We start from the raw sequence: 24,452 nt of genomic DNA on the forward strand, positions 1-24,452 counted from the left end.
AGCTCTATTATCATTCTTTATGAATGGAGTTATGGTTAAGAGGTCAGGAATTAATAGAAAGAAACCCGTGACCTTAACAATTGAAATCACTTCAGACTTTATCTGTCCCTGGTGTTTGGTAGTAGATAAACGACTCAATCGAGCAATTGAGCAACTAAAAGCTCCGGCTAAAATTAAACGCCTTTGGTATCCGTTCGAGTTAAATCCCACTATGCCAGAAGCAGGGATGGATCGTAAAACCTACCGTTCTAATAAGTTTGGTAGTTGGGAATATTCACAAGCGTTAGATGCTCAAACGATGCAGGCGGCTGCCCATGACGGCATTGAATTTCGCTATGACTTAATCCAGGTTACTCCAAATACTCTAAAAGCTCATCGCTTGAGTTGGTTTGCCGAGCTTGAAGGCAAAGCGACAGAAATGGTCGAGCGGATTTTGAACGCTTACTTTACGCAAGGACAAGATATTACCGATGTCGAAACCTTAGTTAAACTTGCGGCGGAAGTTGGGTTAGACGCTGACAAAGTTAGAGCATTTCTAAATTCTACTGAAGGTATTGAGGAAGTCAAAGCGCTAGAAAAGCAGGCAGCAAGCCGAAATATACGCGGCGTACCGTCGATCAAAATTGGCCCTGAAACAATTGTTGGAGCGCAAAGTGTTGATGTTTTTTTGACAGCCTTGCAAGCTGCGGTAAATGAACCAGAAGTTGCATAACAGAATAGTAAGGGGTTCAATGACTGTAAAACCAACAGGTAATCGAGCAATTGTTATTGGTGGATCGTTAGGTGGTTTGTTTGCTGGAATCATGCTGCACTCTATTGGTTGGGATGTCGATATTTACGAACGCTCCGATCGCAATCTTGATAGTCGCGGTGGTGGCGTTGTACTCCAAAGCGATGTGATTGAAGCCTTTAAACGCGCAGGTATTTCTACTCAATCACTGGGCGTAACAGCGCACGAACGTTATTACCTAAACTCCGATGGTAGTGTTGATCAACCAATGCCAATGCGTCAAATGTTGACCTCTTGGAATTTGCTTTACGGTTCTATGCGTCGGCATTTTCCCTCTGAGCATTATCATTACGGCAAATACTTAACCGATATTCAGCAAAACGGCGAACAGGTTACAGCAATCTTTGCTGACGGAACTGATGACACAGCAGATTTATTGATTGGTGCAGATGGCCCAAATTCGACTGTGCGACAACACTTCCTACCAGATGCTCATTATCATTACGCCGGATATATCGCTTACCGGGGACTTGTGAACGAAAATGAACTGGAATCAGATGCAGCTACTTTGTTTACAGAACGATTTGTATTCTATCAATTTCCCAACTCTCATATATTGCAATATGTGATTCCAGGCGATCGCGAATCTTTAGTACCTGGAGAACGCCGCTTTAATTGGGTTTGGTATGTCAATTATGATGAGACGACAGAACTACCTCGTATTTTGACAGACAAGGAAGGCAAACATCGGGATTATTCTATTCCACCCGGAATGATATCACCAGCAGTCGAACGAGAGATGCGTTCTTATGCCAATACTGTACTAGCGCCCCCATTTCAGAAACTTGTTGCCGCAACTCAAGAGCCTTTTGTCCAGGCGATTTTAGACTTGGGAGTACCACAAATGACCTTTGGACGGGTGGCGCTAGTTGGAGATGCTGCCTTTATTCCCCGCCCCCATACGGCAGCAAGTACCGCAAAAGCGGCGGCTAATGCAATTTCTCTGGCTGAGGCACTAGTTAGACACAACCATAATGTTATTAAAGCTTTGCCAGCTTGGGAGCCGAGTCAACTAGCTTATGGCAGACAACTTATAGCATCCGGCCAGCAAATGGGCGATCGCTCTCAGTTTAGTTATGGCACAAGTCGATTTGGTGAAAATTTAGATACTGTCCAACAAAAAGCGTAGAGTCAACTGATTTAAACTACTTCAGGAAACTAAAACATAATCTAAAGAAACTAAAATGACCGAACTAAAAAATTCCGATACTTCACAACTAAATCAGAAAAAAGTACGGCTTTATGGTCAACCAGACTCAGCACAAGCCTATGAAATTCGTGATTTTCTCAACCGTAGTGTTGTCGAATTTGACTGGATTGCACTTACTGGTGATGATGATTGCAACAAGGAACTTGGATTGCCATCTCTGAGCAATGTTAGACTACCAGTGGTTGAATTGCCTGATGGAACTCAGTTATTTGCTCCCACTATCCGCGAAATTGCTCAACATTTAGGGTGGGTAACGCAACCAAAGTTTAAAGAATACGATGTATCAATTTATGGTGCAGGCCCTGCCGGGTTAAGCGCTGCGGTTTATGCAGCTTCCGAGGGTTTGCGTACAGTTCTAATTGAACGTCATGCTGTGGGAGGACAAGCTGGCACAAGTTCCTTAATTGAGAACTACATGGGTTTCCCTGAAGGAATTAGCGGTGCTAATTTAGCTGAACGCGCACGGCAGCAAGCTGTTAAGTTTGGGATAGAGATTCTGCTATTACGCGAAGGAACGAAATCGGAATTTAAGAATAATCGTATCTATACAGATATGGCGGATGGCAGCAAAATGGTTGCACGAGCAAATATTTGTGCCACTGGTGTAGAATATCGGCGGCTAAATTTGCCCAACGAAGACCAATTTTTAAAGGTGGGATTGTTCTACGGTGCAGGCGCAAGCGAAGCACCCATGTGTCAAGATGAACACGTCTTTGTTGTCGGTGGCGGTAACTCCGCAGGTCAAGCCGCCATGTATTTCTCTCGTTATGCACGAAAAGTAACAATTTTAGTTCGTGGCAAGAATTTGGCAGCAACCTTATCGCATTATCTAATTAACCGAATTACAAATACTAGCAAGATTGAAGTGCTGTTCCAATCTCAAGTTACTAAGCTAATTGGTGATACATCGCTGCGCCAAATTGAAGTTACTAATTGCAGTGATGGAGAAGTGCAGCAAATCGATACGGGGCGACTATTTGTTTGCATTGGTGGTGCGCCAAATACCGAATGGGCAAAAGATACTAATATTATCCGCGATCGCTCTGGTTATTTAGTCACTGGCTCGGACTTGCTTCAAGATGGTCATCCCCCCCAGTGCTGGACTCTAGAACGCGATCCTTTTTTCCTAGAAACGAGTGTTCCCGGTTCCTTTGCTGCTGGTGATGTCCGGCACGGTTCTGTAAAGCGCGTGGCTTCAGCCGTTGGAGAAGGTGCTATGGCGGTCACTTTTGTTCACAAATATTTAGAGGAAACAGCTTAAATTGCGATCAACATTAAAATAAAACTAAGAATTCTACCTTAACTTAGTGCCATTGCCCTAATGCCTAATGACTAAAAACAGAATTTTAATTTGCACTTTTTTGGCGCTATCATCAGGTTTTTTTGGTGCTTACATCAGTGGGCAAATCACCCTAATGCTACATAGTCAAAAGTGTCAAAATCAACCTTGGGGTTTAAAGGAGATGTGCAACGCTTGGATGACACCAGGCGCAATGTGGCAAGGTAGCACAACAGGGCTATGGACAGGCACTATCTTAGGGGCGTTTGTTGGTGGTTTGGTGACACGCCAAACTCGTGATTAGTCAAGAGTTGAATTATAGTTAACTCCCTGCTTAATCTACTATGCTAGGACTTACGCATTGACAGACATAACCAAATGTGCATTACCTCTCATTACAAGGCTCTGCCTTGTAATGCTCTTGTGGAAGGCTCTGCCTCCTGTCAAATTGGGAGGCAGGGCAAGACTTTTGTCTTAATAAGCTTCATATCCACATGATGCTTAATTTGTAAAGTGCGTAAGTCCTATATGCTTGTCTTTTTCTGTTGCTGCTTTCGCTTCAACACCGAAACCATCATCATCACCGTAAAAAGTGGTGATTATTCCTGCTTTCGCAGCTCCCCCTATTCCTAGAGCAATCAATATTGCTCCAGCAGTGGTCATTAACAACTTTATTAGAACAGTTGAAGTAGCCATCAAAATCATCTAAACCTCCAGGAGACCCCCACCAAATCTGTACTCAGATTGGTGGCGGGAGGAATGGAGGGTTAATTGTGAAACGTCCCCTGAATGAACGCCAGTTGCTTTATGCCGGGGAACCCGTCCACCGCACTGGCTCATTTGTGCGTTAGCACAAACAATGATGGGGACAGTTGAGCAATTAACAAATCTTTTATTGTGCATAAGAGTAACCATCCTTCGCGTGAATGCGTTTACAAAACTTGTGTGATATTCCTTGAACTAATCCGTTTTTAGTAGAGATATTGAAACTGCCTGACGAACGGATAGCCACTTTTCCGACATAATCGCCAACTTTTTTACCAGTGGTAACAACAGCTTTCACGATGTCGCCAGTTTGAAAATTAAAGTGTATTTTTTCTCTTGGAACATGACGACTGGGAAAGCCAAACTTATCTGTCCGGCACGACTGTCTAGAACCATGCCCATTAGCTGTAATTAATAAAGGCTTGACGCATTTAATAATTAGATTGGGCGTTGACTGACCAACACAAGCAGCATCTAACCAGTGAGTTTTTTCTAAATTTTGTTGGCTACGGTTGAATTTAGTCAAACCACCAGAACCCGTTTCTACTGGTAATCCTGATTCCTTCAAAGCCCTAAATAATGTCCAACGAGTTGTATTTACTGCGGCTGCATCAGCCAAGGGTCTTTTTGCTTGAGACAATATTTTTAATAACTTAGATGGGTCTTTAATGTAAATAATTTTACGTTGAATTTTTTGGTAAATCCAGGTAAATAATTACATTGAATGTGACACAATTGCAATTAATCATCGCCAGCAAAAAAGCCACTAGGCAGCTTTGGTGTCAGCAAGGCTGGTAAAATTTACCCATAGCAAAGAAGAGTAAATCCCCATGCCTACCGAAACTAACCCAGGAAATCTAACCACTACAGGTGCTGATGCTATTGATGAAGCGATCGCACAGGGAACTGATTTTGATGGTTCTCCGATTCCGCCTGCCAAGCTAGAGCTTTATAGTAAAGTCATGGCGCTAGAAGGCAATAGACAGCGCAGTGGCGTATCTAATACTATGCGATCGCGCATTGTGCGAATTGGCGCAAAACACATTTCCCAAGCAGAACTCGACCAATTGCTTGTAGATGCTGATTTTGCACCCCTAAAAGAGAAAGAAATTGCGTTTTATTACGGCGGCAAATAAAGTAGAGACGCGATTAATCGCGTCTTTGATTAATCGCGTCCTACTTTTCTAAGGTTTTCACACTCAAAACCTGCGGTGGAGTCGAATCTGGCGGATAAATCACATCTACCTGTACAATTCGCTGAGTGGAGGGTGGAAGCACAAGCTGCACCAATGGTTCTAACACCTGACCAGTTCTGTGCCATAGATGTACATAACGTGTATGCTGTTGACCTTGGTCATCAAAATAGCGTAGCCGCACTGTACCACGGAAAAAAGGAAAATCTAGAGATGGTTTACGGAAACGCACACCACCTTGAGATAACTTATCTTCCTTCAAAGGTGTTTCCAGAGTGACAGCCACGGTCTGGGTTTGGTTGGTATTGTTGCTTAAGGGTAAGGTGAGCTTATATTCCACCCCGTAATTACCATGTGCTTCGTATGCCGTATCTGGATAGCGTACCAGCATCTTTGCCGTTTGGATTTGTTCAGTACCCAATCGACCACTTTTCAATGTATCTAAACCATAAGAAATAGCTTTGCCACGCTGGGGAATCGTGAGATTGGTGGCTTTGGGGTTATCCACAAGTTTTGCTTTCCACTGGGAACCACTAGACACACCAGCTACACGTCCATAAATCAGCGCCCCACTTGTAGCGTCTGGAGGAGTAGGGGTTTTATCTCGTGGCCCTGCGAAGTTCCCGGTATCTAGTAAGGCTTGCCATTCTGCAAGAGTGGGTGCGCGATCGCTATTATCAGAATTTTTTTTAGCAAACATTGCCAAACTTGCCGTATAAACTTTATCACTACTACGCAGTCGCATAAAGCTAGAGCGACCATTCACTGGCTTTTGCAGATTTCGCACGGGAATAGGATGATTTAGCAACATCCGGCTTTGTCCTGCGGGAATTACCAGCTTTGCGGGAAAATCAGCCTGTCTAACGCCTCGGAGTACATCACCAACAGCGCGATCGCCTGGCCCTGAGTAAGCCTTGCCATCATTATTTTCTAGGTAGGGCGGTAAGGTAACAAAGGGTGCATCTTGCATTAAATAACTCGCCGCTTGCAACACATCTACAGTTACAGCTTTGTTACCAGGATTATGCAGAATTACGCCCAAGTATAGCGTCTGTAAATCCTTGGGAGTGTGGCTGTAATGGTGGGCAAATAAATCAAAGCGTCCCTGGAAAGGAAAATTGAGGTGCGCTGCTGGAACTTTTTTACCATCTGGGGGAAAAGTAGAAAGTAAAATTCCCTCAGTTTTAACCCATTCTGGGCTGTTGCTGTTAAAGACGGGTATTGTATCCAACTTGCCTGGTAACGCCCGAACTTCTCCTGATTGCACGATTTCTTGAGGTGCTGGCTTTGGTGAAGTTTGAGCGATCGCTGAATCATCGCTATGACTTCTGCATCCAAAGGTTTGAGTTATGACAAGTCCTAATAAAATTATGAATATGGGTGATTTAGCTGGCATAAATTTAATTTTCAAGGAAGCTGTGGTATCAAAGAACAGCAGGTATTACTACAAGTTCCTGGAAGCGGATTTCTGAGAGCGATCGCTGTTAAATTTGAAGTAAGCTCGGAATTTGAACTTAGGAATCAGCACAATGGACTTGCTTATTGAATCAACACAAGAATTTGAACAAGATTTGGCAGCTTTTAGTACAACTAAGAAAGCTAATATTATTGAGCAAATGAATACAATATTTCAAATTATATTACATGACCTAGAATCATTATTTAAAACCATGACTCTTGCTCAATTACAAAAACTTAAACTGAATAATGATTATGAATCTTCCCTATATTCCCTTAGACTCAAACCAGAAATACGGATCATCCTCACTATTGATGATGATCCAATTTTTGATAGGACACTTATCACTATGATGATGTTATCAAAGTAATTAAGTCAAAAAAGGATAGATATGAGTAGTGAGATGCGATCGCATTATTCTGCTACTTGACAAACAATCACAAAACTCTCAAGGAATAATCTCTCTTCCATTGATTTAAAGCAATCATAAAATATCTATCCAAAGTTGAGTGTGTTGATAAACAACCGTACAGTTGGTTTACAAGTATTCAAAAAATACTTCTGGAACTAATCTTAATTCCTCCGATTTGAAGCGAGAAATATCTATCCACAACGCCCGATGTTTATGATTTTCTGATTCTGAAAATACTAAACTTTCTAGTTGATAAAATTTGGAATCAGCAAAATCACATTGATAAAGCTGAATAATTTCGTGACCCTGCCTACCACTGAAGGTAAACAGATTTTCTATACAACCTAAATAGCGAATATTCGTTAATTCTGCCTGAATTTCTTCTTGAAATTCTCTTTCTAAACCGTCGCGGCTGGTTTCACCAAAGTCAACCCCACCACCCAAAGCGCGATAAAATGTTTCTTGTTTTACAGGGTCGTAGCCTTCAGAAACAAATATGCGTTCGCCATCTCGAATCAGCCCCAAGGCTAATACCCGAATTTCACCTGCTTTATTCATTGTTGTAATTAATTATCGTAAATAGACTCAGGGCGACTTTCACTATTTTCAATAGACCAATCTGAATTTTCACCGCCGATGTACAATTCTTCAATGACTACATATTCTTCAGAAAGCTGTGTGAGGGCATTGATTAAAATATCTAGGGCGATCGCATCACTGGTTCCTAAATCAAGCCAACAACGTGCCCACTGCCCCTCATACTCAAACTCGCCCATGTTGTGCATCAGCGCTAGCAAGCTTTTGTCATAGCCTTTTTCATCATAATACATATAGTTTATGTCGAGTCCAGTATCCTGCACCTGGAGATTTTCGGCATTAAATGCACCCAATTTACCCAAATAAAACCAGGAATTGAAAACTTCTTCTACATACTGTTTTTCCCGCTCAGAAGGATTTGTACTGAACTTCAGCCAAATCCATACATCAAAAGGATTAATCTCACGAAACTGAATCTGCATTTGGGTTACATATCTCAATTAGTCTTATGAAAATAAGCATATCAAAATAGGGAATAGGGAATAGGGAGAATAATCTACAATGCCCAATGCCCAATGCCCAATGCCCAATGCCTAATTACCCAGGATTTTTTAAGCTAACAGCATTTTTACGTTCACTCTCAATTTGTTTGACTAAATCACTTGGGAGTTGAGATTTTTTAGTCAATGCTTTGTCAAAATTAGCGATCGCTTCTTGGATAAGTTGCTGGCTTTTTTCTTTCTGCCCCAGTTCTTTCAGGATTTGAGCTTTGAGATAATAAATCTCTGGATTATCGGATGTGGTTTTTATCGCCCGGTTGACATATTCTAATGCCTGTGAATACCGTTTTAAATCCCGATAGGCAAGAGCAATACCCCGCTCCACGAGATACCCAGGAGCAGCATTTTGTTCTAAGCGTCCAATTGCCTGATCTGGGCTAGCAAAAGGCAAATTAACAGCCAACAATAAATCCATATAACCTTTGATTAAATTCAGTTCTGGATCGTTGGCAGAAATCGCTTCGGCTTTATCTAAATATTCATATACTTGCCGCAGCCGACCGAAGGCTTGCGGCACACCATTGACAGTACCCTCCCGTGTGAGAATTACCGCTCCCTCTAAAAAATGACCAACGGCAGTGTATAAATTACCACGTAATGGGTCGCTAGAAATCAGTTTTTGTCCGGTTTCTAGGGTTTTCTGACTGTAGGTGTCTAGTTTAGCCCAATCCTTATTTCCGTATGCTAAAGATGCCTTCATGGCATAAGCTAGAGGTTCATTAGGCTCTTTGGATAGAGCTTGTTGCAGATAACGCTCTGCTGCTGAATAGTTGCCCTGTTGGAAAATCGCTTTAAAAGCTGCTTCTGTTTGGTCGCCAATTTGATGAGGTTCGCTAGTCCGAAATGGATCGCCAGCTAAGGAAGGATTTACCCAGAGATTAAGTGCGATCATCGCAGTGGCAAAAGCAGTCTGAGTAAGGTTAGTAAGGAGAGCAAACCCTACTAATTGAGAAAAAGAAAACCTTTGAGTCATTTTAACCCTCAGAATAAATGCGGTTGAAATAGTTGTATGTGTTTCTTAAAATGCAAAAAATGGTTAAATTTAACTTGCGTCTACTTCAGCCAAAATTTTCTATAAAGGTTGACTTGAGTAATTTTTCCATGTTCCCAGGCTTGTTGTAGCCCTTCTTTAGGGGTGAGTCTGCCACAATGGAGGGAAGTAATAAGCAAAGGCTTCTTCCTGCTAGATTAAGGTGTTAACGCAGGGAGTGCGTTATAAATTGTTTCAGAATTTTCCAGTTGCTCTCAGTGTAGTTAATCAGTAAATCGCTGACTTTTTGGTAATCTTAACAAATGCTCTATCTCCGAAATCTAATTTATCACCCCACAGCGTGCCCAACAGCGATTCTTAAATCGATCAACTTGGAATTAGCACCCCAGCAGCTAGGTTTGATTATTGGCCCAAGTGGTTCTGGTAAAAGTACTTTATTAGAAATTTTGTCAGGACTAGCTGAACCCACTACCGGCGCACTCTTCTGGCGGGAACAAGAACTCATCGCCGAACAGCTACAACAATTGGCTGGGTTGGTGTTTCAGTTTCCAGAGCGGCACTTTTGCGGTGGTTCGATTTTAGAAGAATTGCGTTTAGGACATCCTGAGTTAGGTTCAGAACGAGTGAGACAGGCGTTGAGTGAGGTGGGATTAGAGCATTTACCGCTTTCCGCAGCGCCCCATGCTTTGAGTGGTGGTCAGCAAAGGCGTTTAGCTTTGGCAGTGCAATTGATTCGTCAGCCAAATGTGCTGTTATTGGATGAACCCACGGCTGGGTTAGATTGGTCAATGCGTCGGCAACTAGTAAATTTATTAGCGAAACTAAAACAAGATTGGACACTGTTAGTAGTGACACACGATGCTGGGGATATGTTAGCGATCGCAGACCGTTGCTGGACACTAAACCACGGTGAACTAGAATCAGTTGACCCAAAAGCATTAGCAGCCAAAGTCAAAGAACCTCTACCGACGGTATAAGAGTGCTGAGTGCTGAGTAGGGAATCTCACTTTTTTACTCAGCACTTTTAACTCGGAACGGACTAAACCCTAGCTATCCGCTAACGGAACTGTTTTGCTCAATGACAAACTTATTGCCTGAAATGGCAGAAATATGGCAACAAACTCTCAATTGGCAACCAACTGTCCAGCAGCAAGGACAATTCCAGAGGCTTTATGAGTTAATTCTAGAAGGTAATCGCCAACTAAATTTAACTCGCATCACTGACCCCCAAGAGTTTTGGGAAAAACATCTCTGGGATTCACTGCGGGGAATTGCGCCACAAAGGCAATTTATTCCGTCTCTCCAAGAGGGTACGTCTGTGATTGATATTGGTACAGGTGCGGGTTTTCCCGGTGTTCCAGTGATAATTACTGCACCTATTTGCACAATTACTCTGATGGATTCAACCCGCAAAAAAATTAGTTTTATCGAAAAAATCATAACTGAACTTGACCTGATTAATGCCAAAACTCTCGTTGGTAGGGCTGAAGAAATCGGTCAGCATCCCCAGCACCGACAGGTCTATGATATTGCCCTGATCCGCGCTGTAGGGGCAGCATCTGTCTGTGCAGAATATGCGCTGCCACTACTCAAACTGGGTGGTTTAGCGGTAATTTATCGCGGTAATTGGGCAGAAGAGGAAACAACAGCTTTGCAAAATGCTGTTAACCAGTTGGGTGGCGTAATTGAATCAATTGAAAAATTTACAACACCCCTGAGTCACAGCGTCCGCCATTGCCTTTATTTACGTAAAGTAGCAAACACACCAGCTAATTTTCCCCGTGCTGTTGGTATACCTACTCAAAACTCCCTTTGAGGGGGAAAAGAAATTCTTCCTTGTATCTATGAATTAGGACAGTAGCTATTATTACACTGAAATCTTAATGACAAATTCTGTACCCTCACCTAAAACGGAGTTGCAGATCAACTTACCATTATGCGTTTCTTCCACAATTTGACGAGCGATCGCTAATCCCAATCCTGTTCCCTTGCCAACCTCTTTAGTGGTAAACAAGTGGTCAAAGATATGTGCTTTAATCTCTTCTGACATTCCCGAAGCATTATCTTTGATACTAATTGCCACCGTATTCTGATCGCTCGATACTTCGGTGCGAATTATAATTTGCTGAGGATTAGCTTGCAGTTCAGTAAATGTTCGTCCAATGCTTTCTGTATCAAATACATCAATTGCATTGGCCAGGATGTTCATAAATACTTGATTTAACTGTCCTAAAAAGCATTTAACAGGCGGTAATATCCCATAATCTGTAATTACCCCAATCGCTGGACGTTTGTCCGACGCTTTGAGGCGATACTTCAAAATCAACAGTGTACTTTCAATTCCTTCATGAAGGTTACAAGCAACTTTCTCAGATGTATCGGCTCTAGAAAAGGTGCGGAGACTAGTGCTAATGTCCGTAATACGTTCTGTCGCTACCTTCATCGAACTTAGTAATTTTGGAAACTCTTCAAAGAGAAATTCTAGGTCAATATCTTTTGCATGGTCAATTACTACAGGTGGTGGAGTGGGATAATGTTGTTTAAGTAATTGTATATGAACAAATAAATCTTGGATATATTCTTCGGCATTGTTAAGACTGCCTAGAAGAAATCCAATTGGGTTGTTAATTTCGTGTGCTACCCCTGCAACCAAATTACCCAAGGTTGCCATTTTTTCGTTTTGCACCATTTGCAGTTGAGCTTGTTGTAAATCTTGCAGCGTCTGTTCTAACTCATGAGATTTTTGACGAATTTCTGTTTCAGCTTGTTTGCGTAAGCGAAGCTCGTTGTAGACATCGCTAATATCTCTAAAAAACCAAATCCGACCATAATAATCATTACTATCGGACAAAACTGGGGCAGAGTACCGCTCTAATATGCGTCTATCCTTGAGGAAAATCTCATTGTAACTCGTTTCCCGAAGGTGGTCATAAAGATACTCAACAGGACTCAAAAAGTCTTGCGGGTGTAATAGTTGGTCAAGAACAAACCCTAATAGTTTTTTGTCATCCCTGGTTTGAATTAATGCCTCTGGAATTTGCCAAAGTCTACTAAATCGTTGATTGTAGGCGCTGATATTGTGGTTTTCATCAGTCAACAAGATGCCATCAAAGGAAGCTTCTTGTTGAGCAACAAATATAGCGTTACTTCGCTGAAGGTCTGCTATAGATTGGGCAAATAGATAATTGCATTAGTTGCTACTTCAGATGCTTCAGCATAATTTGCAAATAGGTAATAAAGTATTAATTGATTGATATAGCTAAAACTCAATCCAGTGCGATCGCCTGATTGTTTTTGGAATGTGCAAATAGTCTGGATATCATAAACAGAACCTGATAAATAACTAGGATCACTCGACTGTCCCAATAGATTCAAGATGGCTTGACGAAATGAATTAATGTACGTATGAGGTTTTTCCTGTTTAAATTGCCTGTAGACTTCAGCATAGTCGCCCATCTGTTTTTCTAACTCAGCTAACTCCTGCCCGATAAAGTATCCATGAAAACTCTGAACATAGCTAGCCCACGCAGCATATTCAATATCTCCCGTTTCTAACCCCACTTGATAAGCTTCGGTTAACGGTGCAATCGTGTCTTTGAGAGATTGTTGCCAGTGATTGATAAATGTTTGAACAATGAAGATAGTTCTAGCTTTTAATTCTTTACTATTAAATTTTTCCAGAACTTGTAATGCTAGTTGACCAAATTTATAACCTGCCGGAATATTTCCCACAAGGCTACACTGAACTAATCCAAACCAGGCATAGCCAAATGCAGATGCTGCCGCATTGCCGTAGCGCATTGATAAATTTACTTCACTCAAAATAACTTGTGGTAGTAAATCTGGACGAGCAATATAAGCAGTTGAATTTGTACTAGCCAGAATTCGGATTGCTGCTAGTTGTTTACCCCCCGTCATGTCAGGTAAGTCAATCAAACTTAAAGGAGATTTACCTAGCAATCGCAATGTTATTTGGGCTAAACTGAGTAATGTTTGCGTTTTATTTGCTTGTTGAGAGAGTTTAACACCTAAGAGATTCAGTAGTGCGATCGCAGTCCGAATCGAATCATCAAAACGACTCTGAGCTAAATAAGATTGGATTTGGATTTCAACAGATTTAACTGTATCTAATAAGATGCTAGTATGATCTTGCACTTGTTTAAAAAACTGCTCTACCTGGTCAAAGTGACCAATAAAATAAGCTGCTAAGGCAGCTTCTTCATACAAGGCTAATGTTAGCGTATACTGTTGTTGCCAACTATCTGCCGACAATAGCTGAATCCCAAAACTAATGTATTCCATTGCCGCAGCATAAGCAGTAGATAGTTTAGCTTTTTGTCCAGCCAACAGATTTAACTGTGCTAATTGATCTCGCTCAGATTGCTGAGTGATTAGCTTCACACCAATATTTAACTGATTAACAATCTCAAAGATTCTTTCTTCTTGTTTTTCAATGGGTATATTACTTAATAGCAGTTGACCAATTTGCAGATGGATTGATTGCTTTTTATCCTCTGGGATTAGTGAATAAGCGGCTTGTTGAACGCGATCGTGTAGAAATCTATAGCTAGCAATCTGCAAACTTTTTTCTACATCTTGTGTTTCCCCTCGTTCTATATAAAACTTATAAACTTCACTTTGTGGAAGAATCAAGCCTTCTTGCAATGCTTTCCACAAATCTGTAGCTGTTTCAGTTATTGAATGTTGAGACACGAGCGCTAATGTCTCTAAATCAAATTTATTACCAGTACACGCTGCAAATTTCAATACATCCTGCGTCCTAGCTGGCAACTTCTGCAACTGTAATGCCATAAACTCAACAACATCATCCGTCAGTGCTAACGCTTTAACATCGCCAATATTACATTGCCAATTTCCTCTTTCCAAATCAAACTTAATTAGTCCATCTTCATGCAGTGCTTTGAGAAATTGCGTGCTAAAAAATGGATTGCCGTTTGTTTTTTGATATATTAGTTTAGTTAATGGTTGTGCGAGTTCTAGTGAACAAGTGAGGGTATCGGCAACTAATTGATTTAAACTCGATGAGCTGAGTGGTGATAATGTAATTGTATTAATAGTGATATTAGATTTGCTAATATCCTCCAAGGTTAACATCAAAGGATGCGCCGCAAAAACTTCATTATCTCGATAGGCTCCAATTAATAACAAATATCCACTGTCTGACTCACGGGTTAGCAGTTGCATCAATTTCAAAGATGCCAAATCTACCCACTGCAAATCATCTAAAAATATGACAAGTGGATGTTCTTTTGTAGTAAATACTTGAATAAACTTTTGAAATAATAAGTTAAAGCGATTTTGTGCGGCTGTCCCAAAAATTTCAGATGCAGGCAGTTGTTGACCGATAATTTGCTCTAGCTCTGGGATTACTTCAATAATGACTTGTCCATTATCACCCAACGCTTGGATAATTTTATTTTTCCAACTTAATAATTTAGTATCGCTTTCACTCAGCAATTGCCCCATCAAATCTCGAAACGCCTGTACAAAAGCTGAGAAAGGAATATTGCGATTAAATTGGTCAAATTTGCCTTTGATAAAGTTGCCACGCTGACGGACAATTGGTTTATGGACTTCGTTGACAATTGCTGTTTTACCAATGCCAGAAAAACCAGCAACTAGCATTAATTCGACTCTAGATTGAATATTTCCTGCTACTCGCTCAAATGCATCTAATAGTGTTTTAACTTCTGTTTCTCTACCATAAAGTTTTTCGGGAATAATGAAGCGATCGCACATATCTCTTTGGGCAATCTGAAAATCCTCAATTTTGCCGATTTCCTGGAGTTGATGTAAACAAGTTTCTAAATCATATTTCAGTCCTAATGCACTTTGATAACGGTCTTCGGCATTTTTCGCCATCAATTTGATCACGATATCTGAAATCGGCTTAGGAATTTTGAATTGCTCCAAAGAAGCGGGTTGTTTGGCAATATGACAATGTATCAACTCCATCGCATCGTTTGATTGAAATGGTAGTTCTCCCGTCAGAAACTCGTAAAAAGTGACACCTAAAGAATAAAAATCTGTGCGGTAGTCAATTCCCCGATTCATCCGTCCTGTTTGTTCTGGAGATAAATAACCAAGAGTTCCTTCCAACACATTAGGACTCATCAGTGTTTGAGTTTCCCTTGGTAGCAAAGATGCAATACTAAAATCAATCAGCTTGATTTGTTTAGTTTCTGGATGAATTAGAATATTGGCAGGTTTAATATCTTTATGAATGATGCGATGGCGATAAAGTAAATCTAATGTATTGCATAGTGCGATCGCTATCTGCAAAAATTCAATCAGGGATGGTGTTATTTCTCCTTTTCTCATCCATTCCTTTAAAGAAATTCCCCCAAAGTCTTCCATTACCAACGCATAGCCATTCTGGTACGGTTCCAGGCTGTAGGTTTGAATGATTCCAGGTAGGTTAAGATTTTTAGCGATCGTGTACTGATTGCGAAACTGTACCAATTCAGTGAAACTGGGATAAGGATTTTTCAGCAGTTTAATCACTACAGGTTTTTGATCAGCTTCTTGACAAGCGCGATACACAACCGTTCTTGAACCGTCGTAGAGTTGTTCGCCAACTTGATAGCCGGGAATTATGACTTGGGTACTAACCATACTAATGAATCTTTGAGACTTCTGGATTTAGTATTCCCAAATACACGAACTAATTTACGACTAAGGTTGGTCACTATAGCAATTAGGTTTTTTGTACGCGCTTTCCTCTATGTGCTTTTGTTGAGTAATACTACTCACATTACATCAAAAAATTGGCAACAGAATATCGTTTCTGTTACCAATTTTCAAGCGACTATAACTCTAAATCTTCATCTCAGACAAACTTGCTTGCTGCTGCAAACTGTTTGTTAATCTCATCCCAATTAACCACATTCCACCAAGCATCTAAATAATCGGCGCGGCGATTCTGGTAATTAAGATAATATGCGTGTTCCCATACATCATTGCCCAAAATGGGATATTTGCCTTCACTGAGGGGACTATCTTGATTAGCTGTAGATGTTATTTCCAGCTTGCCATTTTTATTACGGACTAGCCAAACCCAACCACTACCAAAACGACCAGCACCAGTTTCGTTAAACTGTTTTTTGAAAGCTGCAAAATTGCCAAAATTTTGATTAATAGCGGAGGCTATATTTCCTGTTGGTTCTCCTCCCCCTTTCGGCTTCATAATTTTCCAGAACATTGAGTGGTTCACATGACCACCACCATTATTGCGTACTGTTTTGCGAATATCTTCTGGTACTGTGTCAAGTTTCCGCAACAATTCTTCAACAGTTTTGCCTTTAAGTTCAGGGTGTTTATCTAACGCTGCATTCAGGTTTTTCACATAAGTTGCATGGTGTTTATCGTGATGAAACTGCATCGTTTTGGCATCGATGTGTGGTTCTAGTGCTTCATAGGCATAGGGTAAAGGCGGTAGTTGGATAGCGCCTGTTGTCCTTGGTGTTGTGGCGGAAGTTGCAGTCTTTCCGTCAGAAGCTTTCTCTGCTAATGCACAAGCATCTAACGTAAAAGTACCCGCACCTGCTGCGAGTAAAAACAAGAAATGGCGTCGATTAACGGTCATATAAGTTTTTGCAGTAAATCTATTAAGTTTCTATTAGCAGTTTTCATTTTCTTAGATTCTGGCTACAAAAAATTGGGAATTGGGGATTATTTATGACAGTTTAAGATACTACGTTTTTTGTTAAAGTTGCGTGAGGGTATGATTGCGAAGTTAAAAGTGCGACCCTGGCAGGTGTTTTGGGTAATAATCCAGGTTTTAAGTACCTTCAGGAGTGCTGGAAGTATATCCAACGCAGATAGCGTTCAAGAAGTTACTTGGACAGTACTCGCAGTGAAGGATTTTTTGTATTAAAGGAGGAACCCAAGGCGCAGTCTACTGATGAGAAATGCCAAGTATAGTCTGCTATGAAGAAACGCCGAGAAAGACGATTTGCTCAACATTCAAGACACTAAGGGTAAACTCATCACGTTTAATCGTGTAATTATTGGAGCTGCCTGTAATAATGTAATCATTTTTGAACTCAGGCAGAATTAGCTTGTCCCATCCCCAGCCACCATTGATTGTGCCATTACCGTAACCAACATCAAATGTGTCGCATCCAAATCCACCCTTAATCAAGACATCGGCAATAACGCCCCCTTGGTCTGAAACGGGATTACTACTAGCATCAACTCGACGGGCTTTGAAGTAATCGTTACCGTTTCCGCCATCTATCGTGCCGCCTTGGATACCAATACTAGTGCCATAGCCAGTAAGGGTATCAGATCCTCCACCTCCGCAGATAATGCCATCAGTATTGAGAATACCTATGCTAATAGCTTCTACACCACCGCTAATGCCAGTACCTATGATAGTATCTTTGCCATCGCCTAAACTGATGATGCCACTGTTGACAATTCCTGTGCCGTCAGCGCTCCTGCCTGTGCCCTCGGCAATACCGCCATTGCCTGTCCCGGAGATGAAATCGTCTCCTCTTCCTTGAGCAATGCTGCCTCTGTTAATGATGCCTATACCCGCATTCGCGGCATAGTCCCCAAAAGGGAGACTCTCTCCTGCACCGCCTATGCCCGTGCCAGAGAGGGAGTCATTTCCTTCGCCACCAACAATGTAACTGCCTTGAGTGTTAGAGATGCCTATACCCACACCAGCTGGGTATGTTCTTCCTATTGGATCACCAGACCCACTACTGCCTCTACCAATACCAGTAATAGAATCGTCTCCTTTCCCTCCACTAATCACGCTACCGCCATCGTTGGAGATCCCTGTACCACCTCCTTGGAAGCTAGCTCCTCCGAAACCAGTTCCAAAAATGGAATCATTTCCTTCTCCTCCATTAATGTAGCTACCCTCAGTGTTAAAAATTCCTATACCAGATCCCTCAAAGTAATTTCCAGTTCCTGAGATGAAATCGTCTCCTTTTCCGCCATCAATGTAGCTACCTTCAGTGTTAAAGATGCCTTCGTTGCCGTTTCCGGAGATGAAATCTTTCCCATCTCCTCCATTAATGTAGCCACCCTCAGTGTTAAAGATGCCTGTACCATGTGCAGTCTCTCGATACTGCGAACCACCACTGCCTATACCGGAGATGGTATCGTCTCCCTTCCCTGCATTGATGATGCCACTGTTAGCAATGCCTGTGCCTGTGCCAGCTTGGTTGAAATCGTCGCCGCCGATGCCACTACCCTCGATAGTGTCGTTACCTGCTCGAGTATTAATGACTCCGTTTTTTAGAATTTCAATTCCTATTGCTGGGAAGGCGTTCTCCTCTTGACCTATCACTAGATCGGAAGCATAAGTACCGATGAGCGGGGAAAAAGAAACAGTTAGTCTGGGCATATAGTACTCCTAACTTAGTTTTATCCGGTTTTAATCGCTGAAAATCCTGCTCTGTAAGTTTTTGACTGTATCAGTTATAAGAAATAACTTTGAAATACCTTTTGTAGTAGGTATGTAGTTAGTAAGTCAATATAAGGCTGTTAGTGGGTCAATCTATCCCTGGATAGAGGATTTAACATATAAGTTAAAAATATTACTTATTTAATTTCTAAAAATGTCTAATACATTAAATACAAAAGAAACTCTTAAGAGGCCAGGAAGAGAAGCCTGTTTTGCTGCTTCTTAAGAGTTTTTGTTCGCTATTTAACCAAAATGCTGAATTATCGCTTCGGCAAATTCAGAACATTTTAAGGGTTCAACAGGCGGTTCTAGTAACCTTGCTAAATCGTAGGTGACTTGACTGTTAGCGATCGCATCCGCTAAACCTTTCTTAACGAGGTCTGCGGCTTCTTGCCATCCCAGAAACTCCAGCATCATCACACCAGACAAAATCAGTGAACCGGGATTAATCCGATCTAAACCGGCGTGTTTGGGTGCTGTGCCGTGGGTAGCTTCAAATATGGCACTAGCATCGCCAATATTTGCCCCTGGCCCCATTCCTAAACCACCAACAATTGCAGCAGCAGCATCGGACAAGTAATCGCCGTTCAAGTTCATCGTCGCCAGAATCGAATACTCATCCGGTCGGGTTTGGATTTGTTGAAAAATACTGTCAGCAATCCGGTCATTCACCAAAATTTTATCTTTCCATTTGCCATCGCCGTGGGTTGCCCAAATTGAGTTAAGAACTGTTTCAACTTCCTTGACAATTTGCGCTTTTGTATCTGGGGTGAGAGCATCAAACCCAGGATCAATCTGGTGAGCGTTTTCTTCTAGGGAAATATTGGGATTTTTTTCTTTGTTGCTCAAAATCCAAGATTCCCGTTCAGTGACGGTTTCTTGGCGAAATTCGCTGGTTGCTAATTCATAACCCCAATCACGGAAAGCGCCTTCGGTGTACTTCATAATGTTGCCCTTATGCACCAAAGTGACTTGTTGCTTATTTTTGGGCAATAGCAAAGCGTGTTTGATGGCACGTCTAACTAGGCGCTGAGAACCAGTTTTGCTGATGGGTTTGATCCCAATGCCAGAATCGAGAGGAATTCGTTTTTTCCCATGTTCTGGGGTAGCGGGGATTAGTTCCTCATTGATAATTTTAATTAAGCGATCGCCAATTTCACTACCTTGTCGCCACTCAATACCTAAATAAATATCTTCCGTATTTTCCCGATAAACAATTACATCCAGCTTTTCGGGATTTTTGTGGGGTGAAGGTGTGCCTGCATAGTAACGGCAAGGGCGTACGCAGGCATACAGGTCAAAAATTTGCCGCAGTGCCACATTTAAAGAACGAATGCCGCCGCCGACGGGGGTAGTCAGAGGTCCTTTAATCGCTACACCGTATTCTTCAATTGCCGTGAGAGTATCCTGAGGTAAATACTGATAAGTACCGTATAAATCACAAGCTTCATCCCCAGCGTAAATCTTGAACCAACTAATTTGACGCTGACCCTTGTATGCCTTTGCTACCGCAGCATCTAGCACCTTTTGGGTAGCAGGCCAGATATCTATACCTGTGCCGTCACCGCGAATAAAGGGGATAATTGGATTGTCCGGTACGATCGCTTCACCATTTTTAAAGGTGATTTTTGCTCCGGTTACGGGGGGGGTAATCTTGTCGTACATAGTTCACACACTCCTAAAAGATACGCCGCCAGTTAGAAAATCCTGTTTTGGCAACCTGGCAAATTTTACTGTGTCTTTTGTTAACCAAGTCATGAGGCGCAGATTTTCCCCCTATTTCCCTTGTACATTATTTGGGGAACAAGTGGGGATTTCAGTAAAGCGATTGCCCAAGGGGCAGTGCCAAAGGCAATCGCAATTTTGTACGATCAAAAATAGTAAACTACTTTTCGCTATCAGTGCTTTGCCTTGGAGAATGCTGATAGTCTACCGTTCTTTCACTGACCGCTAACACAAGTAATGGCATGACAGACCCAATGATTTTATCAGTCCCTGCTAATGACATCGACTCTCTCCGACGATCGTTAATCGCTGGGTCTGAAAAAGTCCAGCAACAAATAATCCCACAGTTAGCTGAATTGGGTAATGAGGGATTAGACGTGTTGATGGAATTTTTACTCAAACGACGTGACAACCCGGCGACTTGGGTTGATGGCAAAGCCTACCAAGTCCTCTACAACTCTGATGCACCTCAAACCAAAGAATTTCTGCTCTCTTGTTTTCCTGAGGGAATTGTACCTCTAAAATCAGAGTGCGGGATTAATTACAATTTCTTGCAACAACTACTCGCTCTCCAAGACTTCCAAGCTGCCGATCGCGTCACTATAGAGAAAATGTGTGAACTATCAGGGCTAGGGGCTGTGCAACGCAAATGGTTGTATTTTACTGAGGTGGAAAATTCCTCGGCTGTTGATTTGCAAACAATTAACAACCTATGGTTAGTCTACTCCGAAGGTAAATTTGGCTTTTCAGTACAGCGAGAAATTTGGTTAAGTTTAGGCAAAAATTGGGATAACTTCTGGCCAAAAATTGGCTGGAAAGAAGGTAACAAATGGACGCGATACCCTAACGAGTTTACCTGGGATTTGAGTGCGCCTAGAGGTCATTTACCCCTCTCTAATCAACTTCGGGGGGTGCGAGTCTTTGCTTCTTTACTCTCTCACCCGGCTTGGTCAAAGAATCTAGAAAAATGATTTTGAGCCTACGTATAGATAAATTATGATGAATGCAACCAAGCGCGAATTCTACGTCATTATTGAACGGGATGAAGATGGCTACTATGTCGGAGAAGTTCCTCAGTTAAAAGCCTGTTACAGTCAGGGAGAAACAATTGATGAGTTGATGGCTAATATGAAAGAAGTAATTGAACTTTGTTTAGAATCAGAAATTGATGAAAGAATACCAGAATTTGTAGGTATTCAAAAGGTAGTAATTTAATGCCAAAATTATCAGTTTTAACAGGTAAAACAGTTATTAAGTCCCTTGAAAAAATAGGATTTCAGGAGGTACGTCAAAAAGGATCTCATGTACAAATGGAACATGAGGATGGACGCTTAGTAACTATTCCTGTTCATGCTGGCAAAACAATAGGTAAAGGATTACTACGTAAAATACTACGCGATGCTGAACTGACAAGGCAAGAGTTTATAGCATTGCTGGAATAAGAGAGTTGGGAAATTTTCCACAAATCCCAAATGCACAATATCAAATTGGATAATGGCAAACGTTCGTCTAGAAGAAATTAAGCGTAGATTTAATAATGTCACTGCTATCGAGGACATTACTTTTGAAATCCCTAATGGCGAGTTTTGGGTTTTAGTGGGACCATCCGGTTGTGGAAAGTCAACAATTTTACGAACGATCGCAGGTTTAGAAACTGCTACATCTGGTAAACTTTTTATTGGCGATCGCTTAGTAAATAATATCCCAGCCAGACAACGAGATGTGGCGATGGTATTCCAGAACTACGCTCTCTATCCTCACATGAGTGTGGCGCAAAACATCGGCTTTGGGTTGCAAATGCGTCAGGTTGATCGAAAAATCATTCAAGAACGAGTGTTGAATGTGGCGCGATCGCTTTCTCTGGATCACTTGCTGGATCGTAAGCCCAAACAACTTTCTGGGGGACAGCAACAACGGGTAGCATTAGGAAGAGCGATCGCTCGTGAACCACAAGTATTTTTACTAGATGAACCTTTATCCAATTTAGATGCCCAATTGCGCGATGATACAAGGGCAGAATTGAAACAGCTACATCAAGAATTGGGCATTACAACTATTTACGTCACCCACGATCAAGTTGAGGCGATGACTTTGGCTGATAAAATTGTGGTGCTAAATCGCGGACGGATTCAACAAATTGGCGATCCCCAAAGTATTTATGCCCGTCCCGCTAATCAAATGGTGGCAACTTTTTTAGGTAGTCCGCCAATGAATATTCTACCTGCAATTTATCAAAATGATGGCTTTGATGTGAGTGGGCAGTTGTTAGCAATTCCAGCACTTATAAGGGAGAAGTTACATCTGCGTCAAGGACAAAGTTTTGATTTAGGCATTCGTCCAGAGCATATAAAAATCAACACTGATTCAGCACTAGCTACTCACAACTCAGCACTCTTATCGGTTGAAGTAAAAGTGGTGGAACCTTTGGGACGAGAAACTTTGATTCGTGCGAGTTTACCTGGTTCAACTGTGGTGTTGAATATTCAGGTAGGTGGGGATGTGCGTTTGCGTTTGGGCGATCGCCTTTCTCTACAACTCGATTTAAATCAGTTGTTTGTGTTTGATCCCAAAACTGGGGATAAATTATTACCTCAAGAGTGACCAAATAATTATGAATTATTATGACATCAATCCCACCAGTAATTCAGACGTTATATGACCAAGATTATTACCTTTGGCTTAGAACAACCATCAATCAACTTCGTGCTGGACAGTTTGCATCTATTGATTTAGAAAACTTAATTGAAGAGTTGGAGAGTATGGGCAGATGCGAGAAGCGAACAATCAAAAGTTTGTTGATTCGACTTCTAGAACATCTGCTGAAACTCAAATGCTGGGATATGGAACGAGAGCAAAATGAAGGACATTGGAAAGGGGAAATTAGGACATTTCGTAGACAGATTAAAGATGAACTTAAAGATAGTCCTAGCCTGAAGCCTTACATTTTAGAAATTTTTGATGGCTGCTATCAACAAGCAAGAGCCGAAGCAAGCGATGCCTACGGCGGTAAACTACGCTCCCAACTTCCCATTGAAACATTCCCAATAATACCCATTGGCTCTTTAGAACAAATTTTAGACGAGAATTGGTATTAACAATTATGGTACAAATACTTCAATCGAAAGATATAACGTTACTAGAACTAGAAACTCTATTTGGACTCCAGCTAATTCGGAATCAAGAATTTTTTCGAGAATGGCAAGATAATTTACCTGACATCACTGAACTAGAAAAACAACAATTAGACAAAGTTCAGGCAGGGTATTTTAATTTACTAAAGTATCCACCTATGCTTGAAAATGTTGTAAAGATGTCAGTATTAGACCCACTTTTATTTATTAGTGACTTTTATTTAGCTCCGTTTTATGTTAAGTCGGAAAAAGCTATAGAAATTTACGCAGCAGATGAAAATACTATTATCAAGGGCAGCTTGGATGCGTTGGTTTTAAAAGAACAATTTTGGGTAATGGTGATTGAATCGAAGCAGGCAGCTTTTTCTGTAGAAGCTGGACTAGCTCAAATCTTAGCTTATATGTTAGCCAACCCTTACCCAGAAAAGCCTAGTTTTGGCATGATTACCACAGGAGGAAGTTTTATGTTTCTGAAATTAGTTAAAGGAGAAACTCTAAGATACGCTACCTCTAAAGTTTTTGAACTCCGAAATCCTGACAACGAATTGTATGATGTTCTGAGAATTTTAAAACGCCTTAGTCAGTTAGTGATTTCTCATTGACAAAACACTGTAATTTTTAGAGAAATTGAGAAGCATTGTCTGATCTAAAAAACTGATTTTTTGTTAAATCAACTTTTTCAGCTTCTTCATATCTCAATGCCGCTCTCAATGCCGCGTTTATTTTCTCTTTCTGCAAATTTTTCTCCAAATCCATTAAAATGTCGTCTGAAATACTTCTCAGTATTTCGCTTTCATAATCACCAATGACTTTGGGGAATACCCAGGGCGGCCGCATCATGTCAATAAGACTAGTCTATTCTCAATAGAGTCAAAAATAATCTCACTAATCCCTGCTTATTGACAAAGATTTTAGCGATCGCTTTGAGCCTTGGAAAATAAATCGAGCCAGAAATACT

At 41.3% G+C, this 24,452-nt stretch carries 24 protein-coding genes and 1 pseudogene; 14 read left to right on the top strand and 11 right to left on the bottom strand.

From position 1 onward, the window contains the following. The 4 genes from ACEW80_RS32550 to ACEW80_RS32565 all read left to right on the top strand — a co-directional run. On the top strand, positions 1-712 hold a 712-nt coding region (locus ACEW80_RS32550; protein WP_373530569.1), incomplete at its 5' end, for a DsbA family protein. Positions 713-731: 19 nt separating this feature from the next. Next, the gene (locus ACEW80_RS32555) at positions 732-1,919 is read left to right on the top strand and encodes an FAD binding domain-containing protein (protein ID WP_373530570.1); all 1,188 of its coding nucleotides are present in this window, start codon (positions 732-734) and stop codon (positions 1,917-1,919) included. A gap of 55 nt (positions 1,920-1,974) precedes the next feature. Beyond that, positions 1,975-3,261, top strand: a complete 1,287-nt coding sequence (locus tag ACEW80_RS32560) for an FAD-dependent oxidoreductase (RefSeq protein ID WP_373530571.1) — start codon at positions 1,975-1,977, stop codon at positions 3,259-3,261. A 67-nt stretch (positions 3,262-3,328) separates the two neighbouring features. Then, positions 3,329-3,583 (top strand): hypothetical protein, encoded by a 255-nt coding sequence (locus ACEW80_RS32565; protein ID WP_373530572.1) that lies wholly within the window; start codon positions 3,329-3,331, stop codon positions 3,581-3,583. A 197-nt stretch (positions 3,584-3,780) separates the two neighbouring features. Here the strand turns inward: ACEW80_RS32565 and ACEW80_RS32570 are convergent, their stop codons facing one another. Both ACEW80_RS32570 and ACEW80_RS32575 read right to left on the bottom strand, forming a co-directional pair. Further along, the gene (locus tag ACEW80_RS32570; protein ID WP_373530573.1) at positions 3,781-3,975 is read right to left on the bottom strand and encodes a hypothetical protein; all 195 of its coding nucleotides are present in this window, start codon (positions 3,973-3,975) and stop codon (positions 3,781-3,783) included. Positions 3,976-4,171: 196 nt separating this feature from the next. Then, positions 4,172-4,711, bottom strand: a pseudogene (locus ACEW80_RS32575) (HNH endonuclease); the annotation flags it as partial. Between the two features lie 163 nt (positions 4,712-4,874). Between ACEW80_RS32575 and ACEW80_RS32580 the strand changes: the two are divergent. Then, positions 4,875-5,180, top strand: a complete 306-nt coding sequence (locus tag ACEW80_RS32580) for a DUF4090 family protein (RefSeq protein ID WP_373530574.1) — start codon at positions 4,875-4,877, stop codon at positions 5,178-5,180. A gap of 40 nt (positions 5,181-5,220) precedes the next feature. On the opposite strand, the gene ACEW80_RS32585 is transcribed toward ACEW80_RS32580, so the two are convergent. After that, positions 5,221-6,633 carry a DUF3370 domain-containing protein gene (locus tag ACEW80_RS32585; protein ID WP_373530575.1) on the bottom strand — a complete coding sequence of 471 codons (1,413 nt, stop codon included), beginning with the start codon at positions 6,631-6,633 and terminating at the stop codon, positions 5,221-5,223. Between the two features lie 133 nt (positions 6,634-6,766). Here ACEW80_RS32585 and ACEW80_RS32590 point away from each other — a divergent pair, with 133 nt between their 5' ends. Continuing rightward, entirely contained in the window at positions 6,767-7,066 is a 300-nt protein-coding gene (locus ACEW80_RS32590; RefSeq protein WP_373530576.1) for a hypothetical protein, read from the top strand. A 168-nt stretch (positions 7,067-7,234) separates the two neighbouring features. Here ACEW80_RS32590 and ACEW80_RS32595 read toward each other — a convergent pair whose 3' ends face one another. From ACEW80_RS32595 to ACEW80_RS32605, 3 genes are all read right to left on the bottom strand, one after another. Then, positions 7,235-7,666, bottom strand: a complete 432-nt coding sequence (locus tag ACEW80_RS32595) for an NUDIX hydrolase (protein ID WP_373530577.1) — start codon at positions 7,664-7,666, stop codon at positions 7,235-7,237. Positions 7,667-7,674: 8 nt separating this feature from the next. Further along, entirely contained in the window at positions 7,675-8,127 is a 453-nt protein-coding gene (locus ACEW80_RS32600; protein WP_373530578.1) for a DUF3531 family protein, read from the bottom strand. A gap of 115 nt (positions 8,128-8,242) precedes the next feature. Further along, on the bottom strand, positions 8,243-9,178 hold the full coding sequence (locus tag ACEW80_RS32605) for a Sll0314/Alr1548 family TPR repeat-containing protein (protein ID WP_373530579.1): 936 nt from the start codon (positions 9,176-9,178) through the stop codon (positions 8,243-8,245). Positions 9,179-9,498: 320 nt separating this feature from the next. On the opposite strand from ACEW80_RS32605, the gene ACEW80_RS32610 reads away from it, so the two are divergent. Both ACEW80_RS32610 and rsmG read left to right on the top strand, forming a co-directional pair. Further along, positions 9,499-10,173 (top strand): ABC transporter ATP-binding protein, encoded by a 675-nt coding sequence (locus ACEW80_RS32610; RefSeq protein WP_373530580.1) that lies wholly within the window; start codon positions 9,499-9,501, stop codon positions 10,171-10,173. A gap of 101 nt (positions 10,174-10,274) precedes the next feature. Further along, positions 10,275-11,012: a 16S rRNA (guanine(527)-N(7))-methyltransferase RsmG gene (gene rsmG / locus ACEW80_RS32615; RefSeq protein ID WP_373530581.1), complete on the top strand. Its 738-nt coding sequence runs from the start codon at positions 10,275-10,277 to the stop codon at positions 11,010-11,012. Between the two features lie 51 nt (positions 11,013-11,063). Here the strand turns inward: rsmG and ACEW80_RS32620 are convergent, their stop codons facing one another. The 5 genes from ACEW80_RS32620 to ACEW80_RS32640 all read right to left on the bottom strand — a co-directional run bounded on the left by ACEW80_RS32620 (position 11,064) and on the right by ACEW80_RS32640 (position 20,303). Beyond that, positions 11,064-12,293, bottom strand: coding sequence for a sensor histidine kinase (locus ACEW80_RS32620; RefSeq protein WP_373530582.1), 1,230 nt, complete (start codon positions 12,291-12,293; stop codon positions 11,064-11,066). A 65-nt stretch (positions 12,294-12,358) separates the two neighbouring features. Beyond that, the gene (locus tag ACEW80_RS32625) at positions 12,359-15,832 is read right to left on the bottom strand and encodes an AAA family ATPase (RefSeq protein WP_373530583.1); all 3,474 of its coding nucleotides are present in this window, start codon (positions 15,830-15,832) and stop codon (positions 12,359-12,361) included. Positions 15,833-16,046: 214 nt separating this feature from the next. Continuing rightward, complete coding sequence (locus tag ACEW80_RS32630; RefSeq protein ID WP_373530584.1) at positions 16,047-16,802, bottom strand: superoxide dismutase; 756 nt, start codon at positions 16,800-16,802, stop codon at positions 16,047-16,049. 342 nt (positions 16,803-17,144) lie between these two features. After that, positions 17,145-18,578, bottom strand: coding sequence for a hypothetical protein (locus ACEW80_RS32635; protein WP_373530585.1), 1,434 nt, complete (start codon positions 18,576-18,578; stop codon positions 17,145-17,147). Positions 18,579-18,881: 303 nt separating this feature from the next. Continuing rightward, positions 18,882-20,303, bottom strand: coding sequence for an NADP-dependent isocitrate dehydrogenase (locus tag ACEW80_RS32640; protein WP_373530586.1), 1,422 nt, complete (start codon positions 20,301-20,303; stop codon positions 18,882-18,884). A gap of 302 nt (positions 20,304-20,605) precedes the next feature. On the opposite strand from ACEW80_RS32640, the gene ACEW80_RS32645 reads away from it, so the two are divergent. From ACEW80_RS32645 to ACEW80_RS32670, 6 genes are read left to right on the top strand one after another with little or no spacing between them, the layout of a single operon-like run. Further along, on the top strand, positions 20,606-21,334 hold the full coding sequence (locus ACEW80_RS32645; RefSeq protein ID WP_373530587.1) for a GUN4 N-terminal ARM-like repeat domain-containing protein: 729 nt from the start codon (positions 20,606-20,608) through the stop codon (positions 21,332-21,334). Positions 21,335-21,359: 25 nt separating this feature from the next. After that, a complete protein-coding gene (locus ACEW80_RS32650) occupies positions 21,360-21,578 on the top strand; it encodes a type II toxin-antitoxin system HicB family antitoxin (protein ID WP_373530588.1) in 219 nt (72 codons plus the stop codon). Further along, positions 21,578-21,805 carry a type II toxin-antitoxin system HicA family toxin gene (locus tag ACEW80_RS32655; RefSeq protein WP_373530589.1) on the top strand — a complete coding sequence of 76 codons (228 nt, stop codon included), beginning with the start codon at positions 21,578-21,580 and terminating at the stop codon, positions 21,803-21,805. Before ACEW80_RS32650 ends, ACEW80_RS32655 begins: the two co-directional genes overlap by 1 nt. 52 nt (positions 21,806-21,857) lie before the next feature. Beyond that, complete coding sequence (locus ACEW80_RS32660; RefSeq protein ID WP_373530590.1) at positions 21,858-22,964, top strand: ABC transporter ATP-binding protein; 1,107 nt, start codon at positions 21,858-21,860, stop codon at positions 22,962-22,964. Between the two features lie 20 nt (positions 22,965-22,984). After that, positions 22,985-23,458, top strand: a complete 474-nt coding sequence (locus tag ACEW80_RS32665) for a DUF29 domain-containing protein (RefSeq protein WP_373530591.1) — start codon at positions 22,985-22,987, stop codon at positions 23,456-23,458. A 5-nt stretch (positions 23,459-23,463) separates the two neighbouring features. Next, entirely contained in the window at positions 23,464-24,096 is a 633-nt protein-coding gene (locus tag ACEW80_RS32670) for a restriction endonuclease subunit R (RefSeq protein ID WP_373530592.1), read from the top strand. Positions 24,097-24,452: the final 356 nt, after the last annotated feature.

Origin of the sequence: Nostoc sp. (assembly GCF_041747015.1) — a bacterium.
GTDB lineage: Bacteria > Cyanobacteriota > Cyanobacteriia > Cyanobacteriales > Nostocaceae > Nostoc.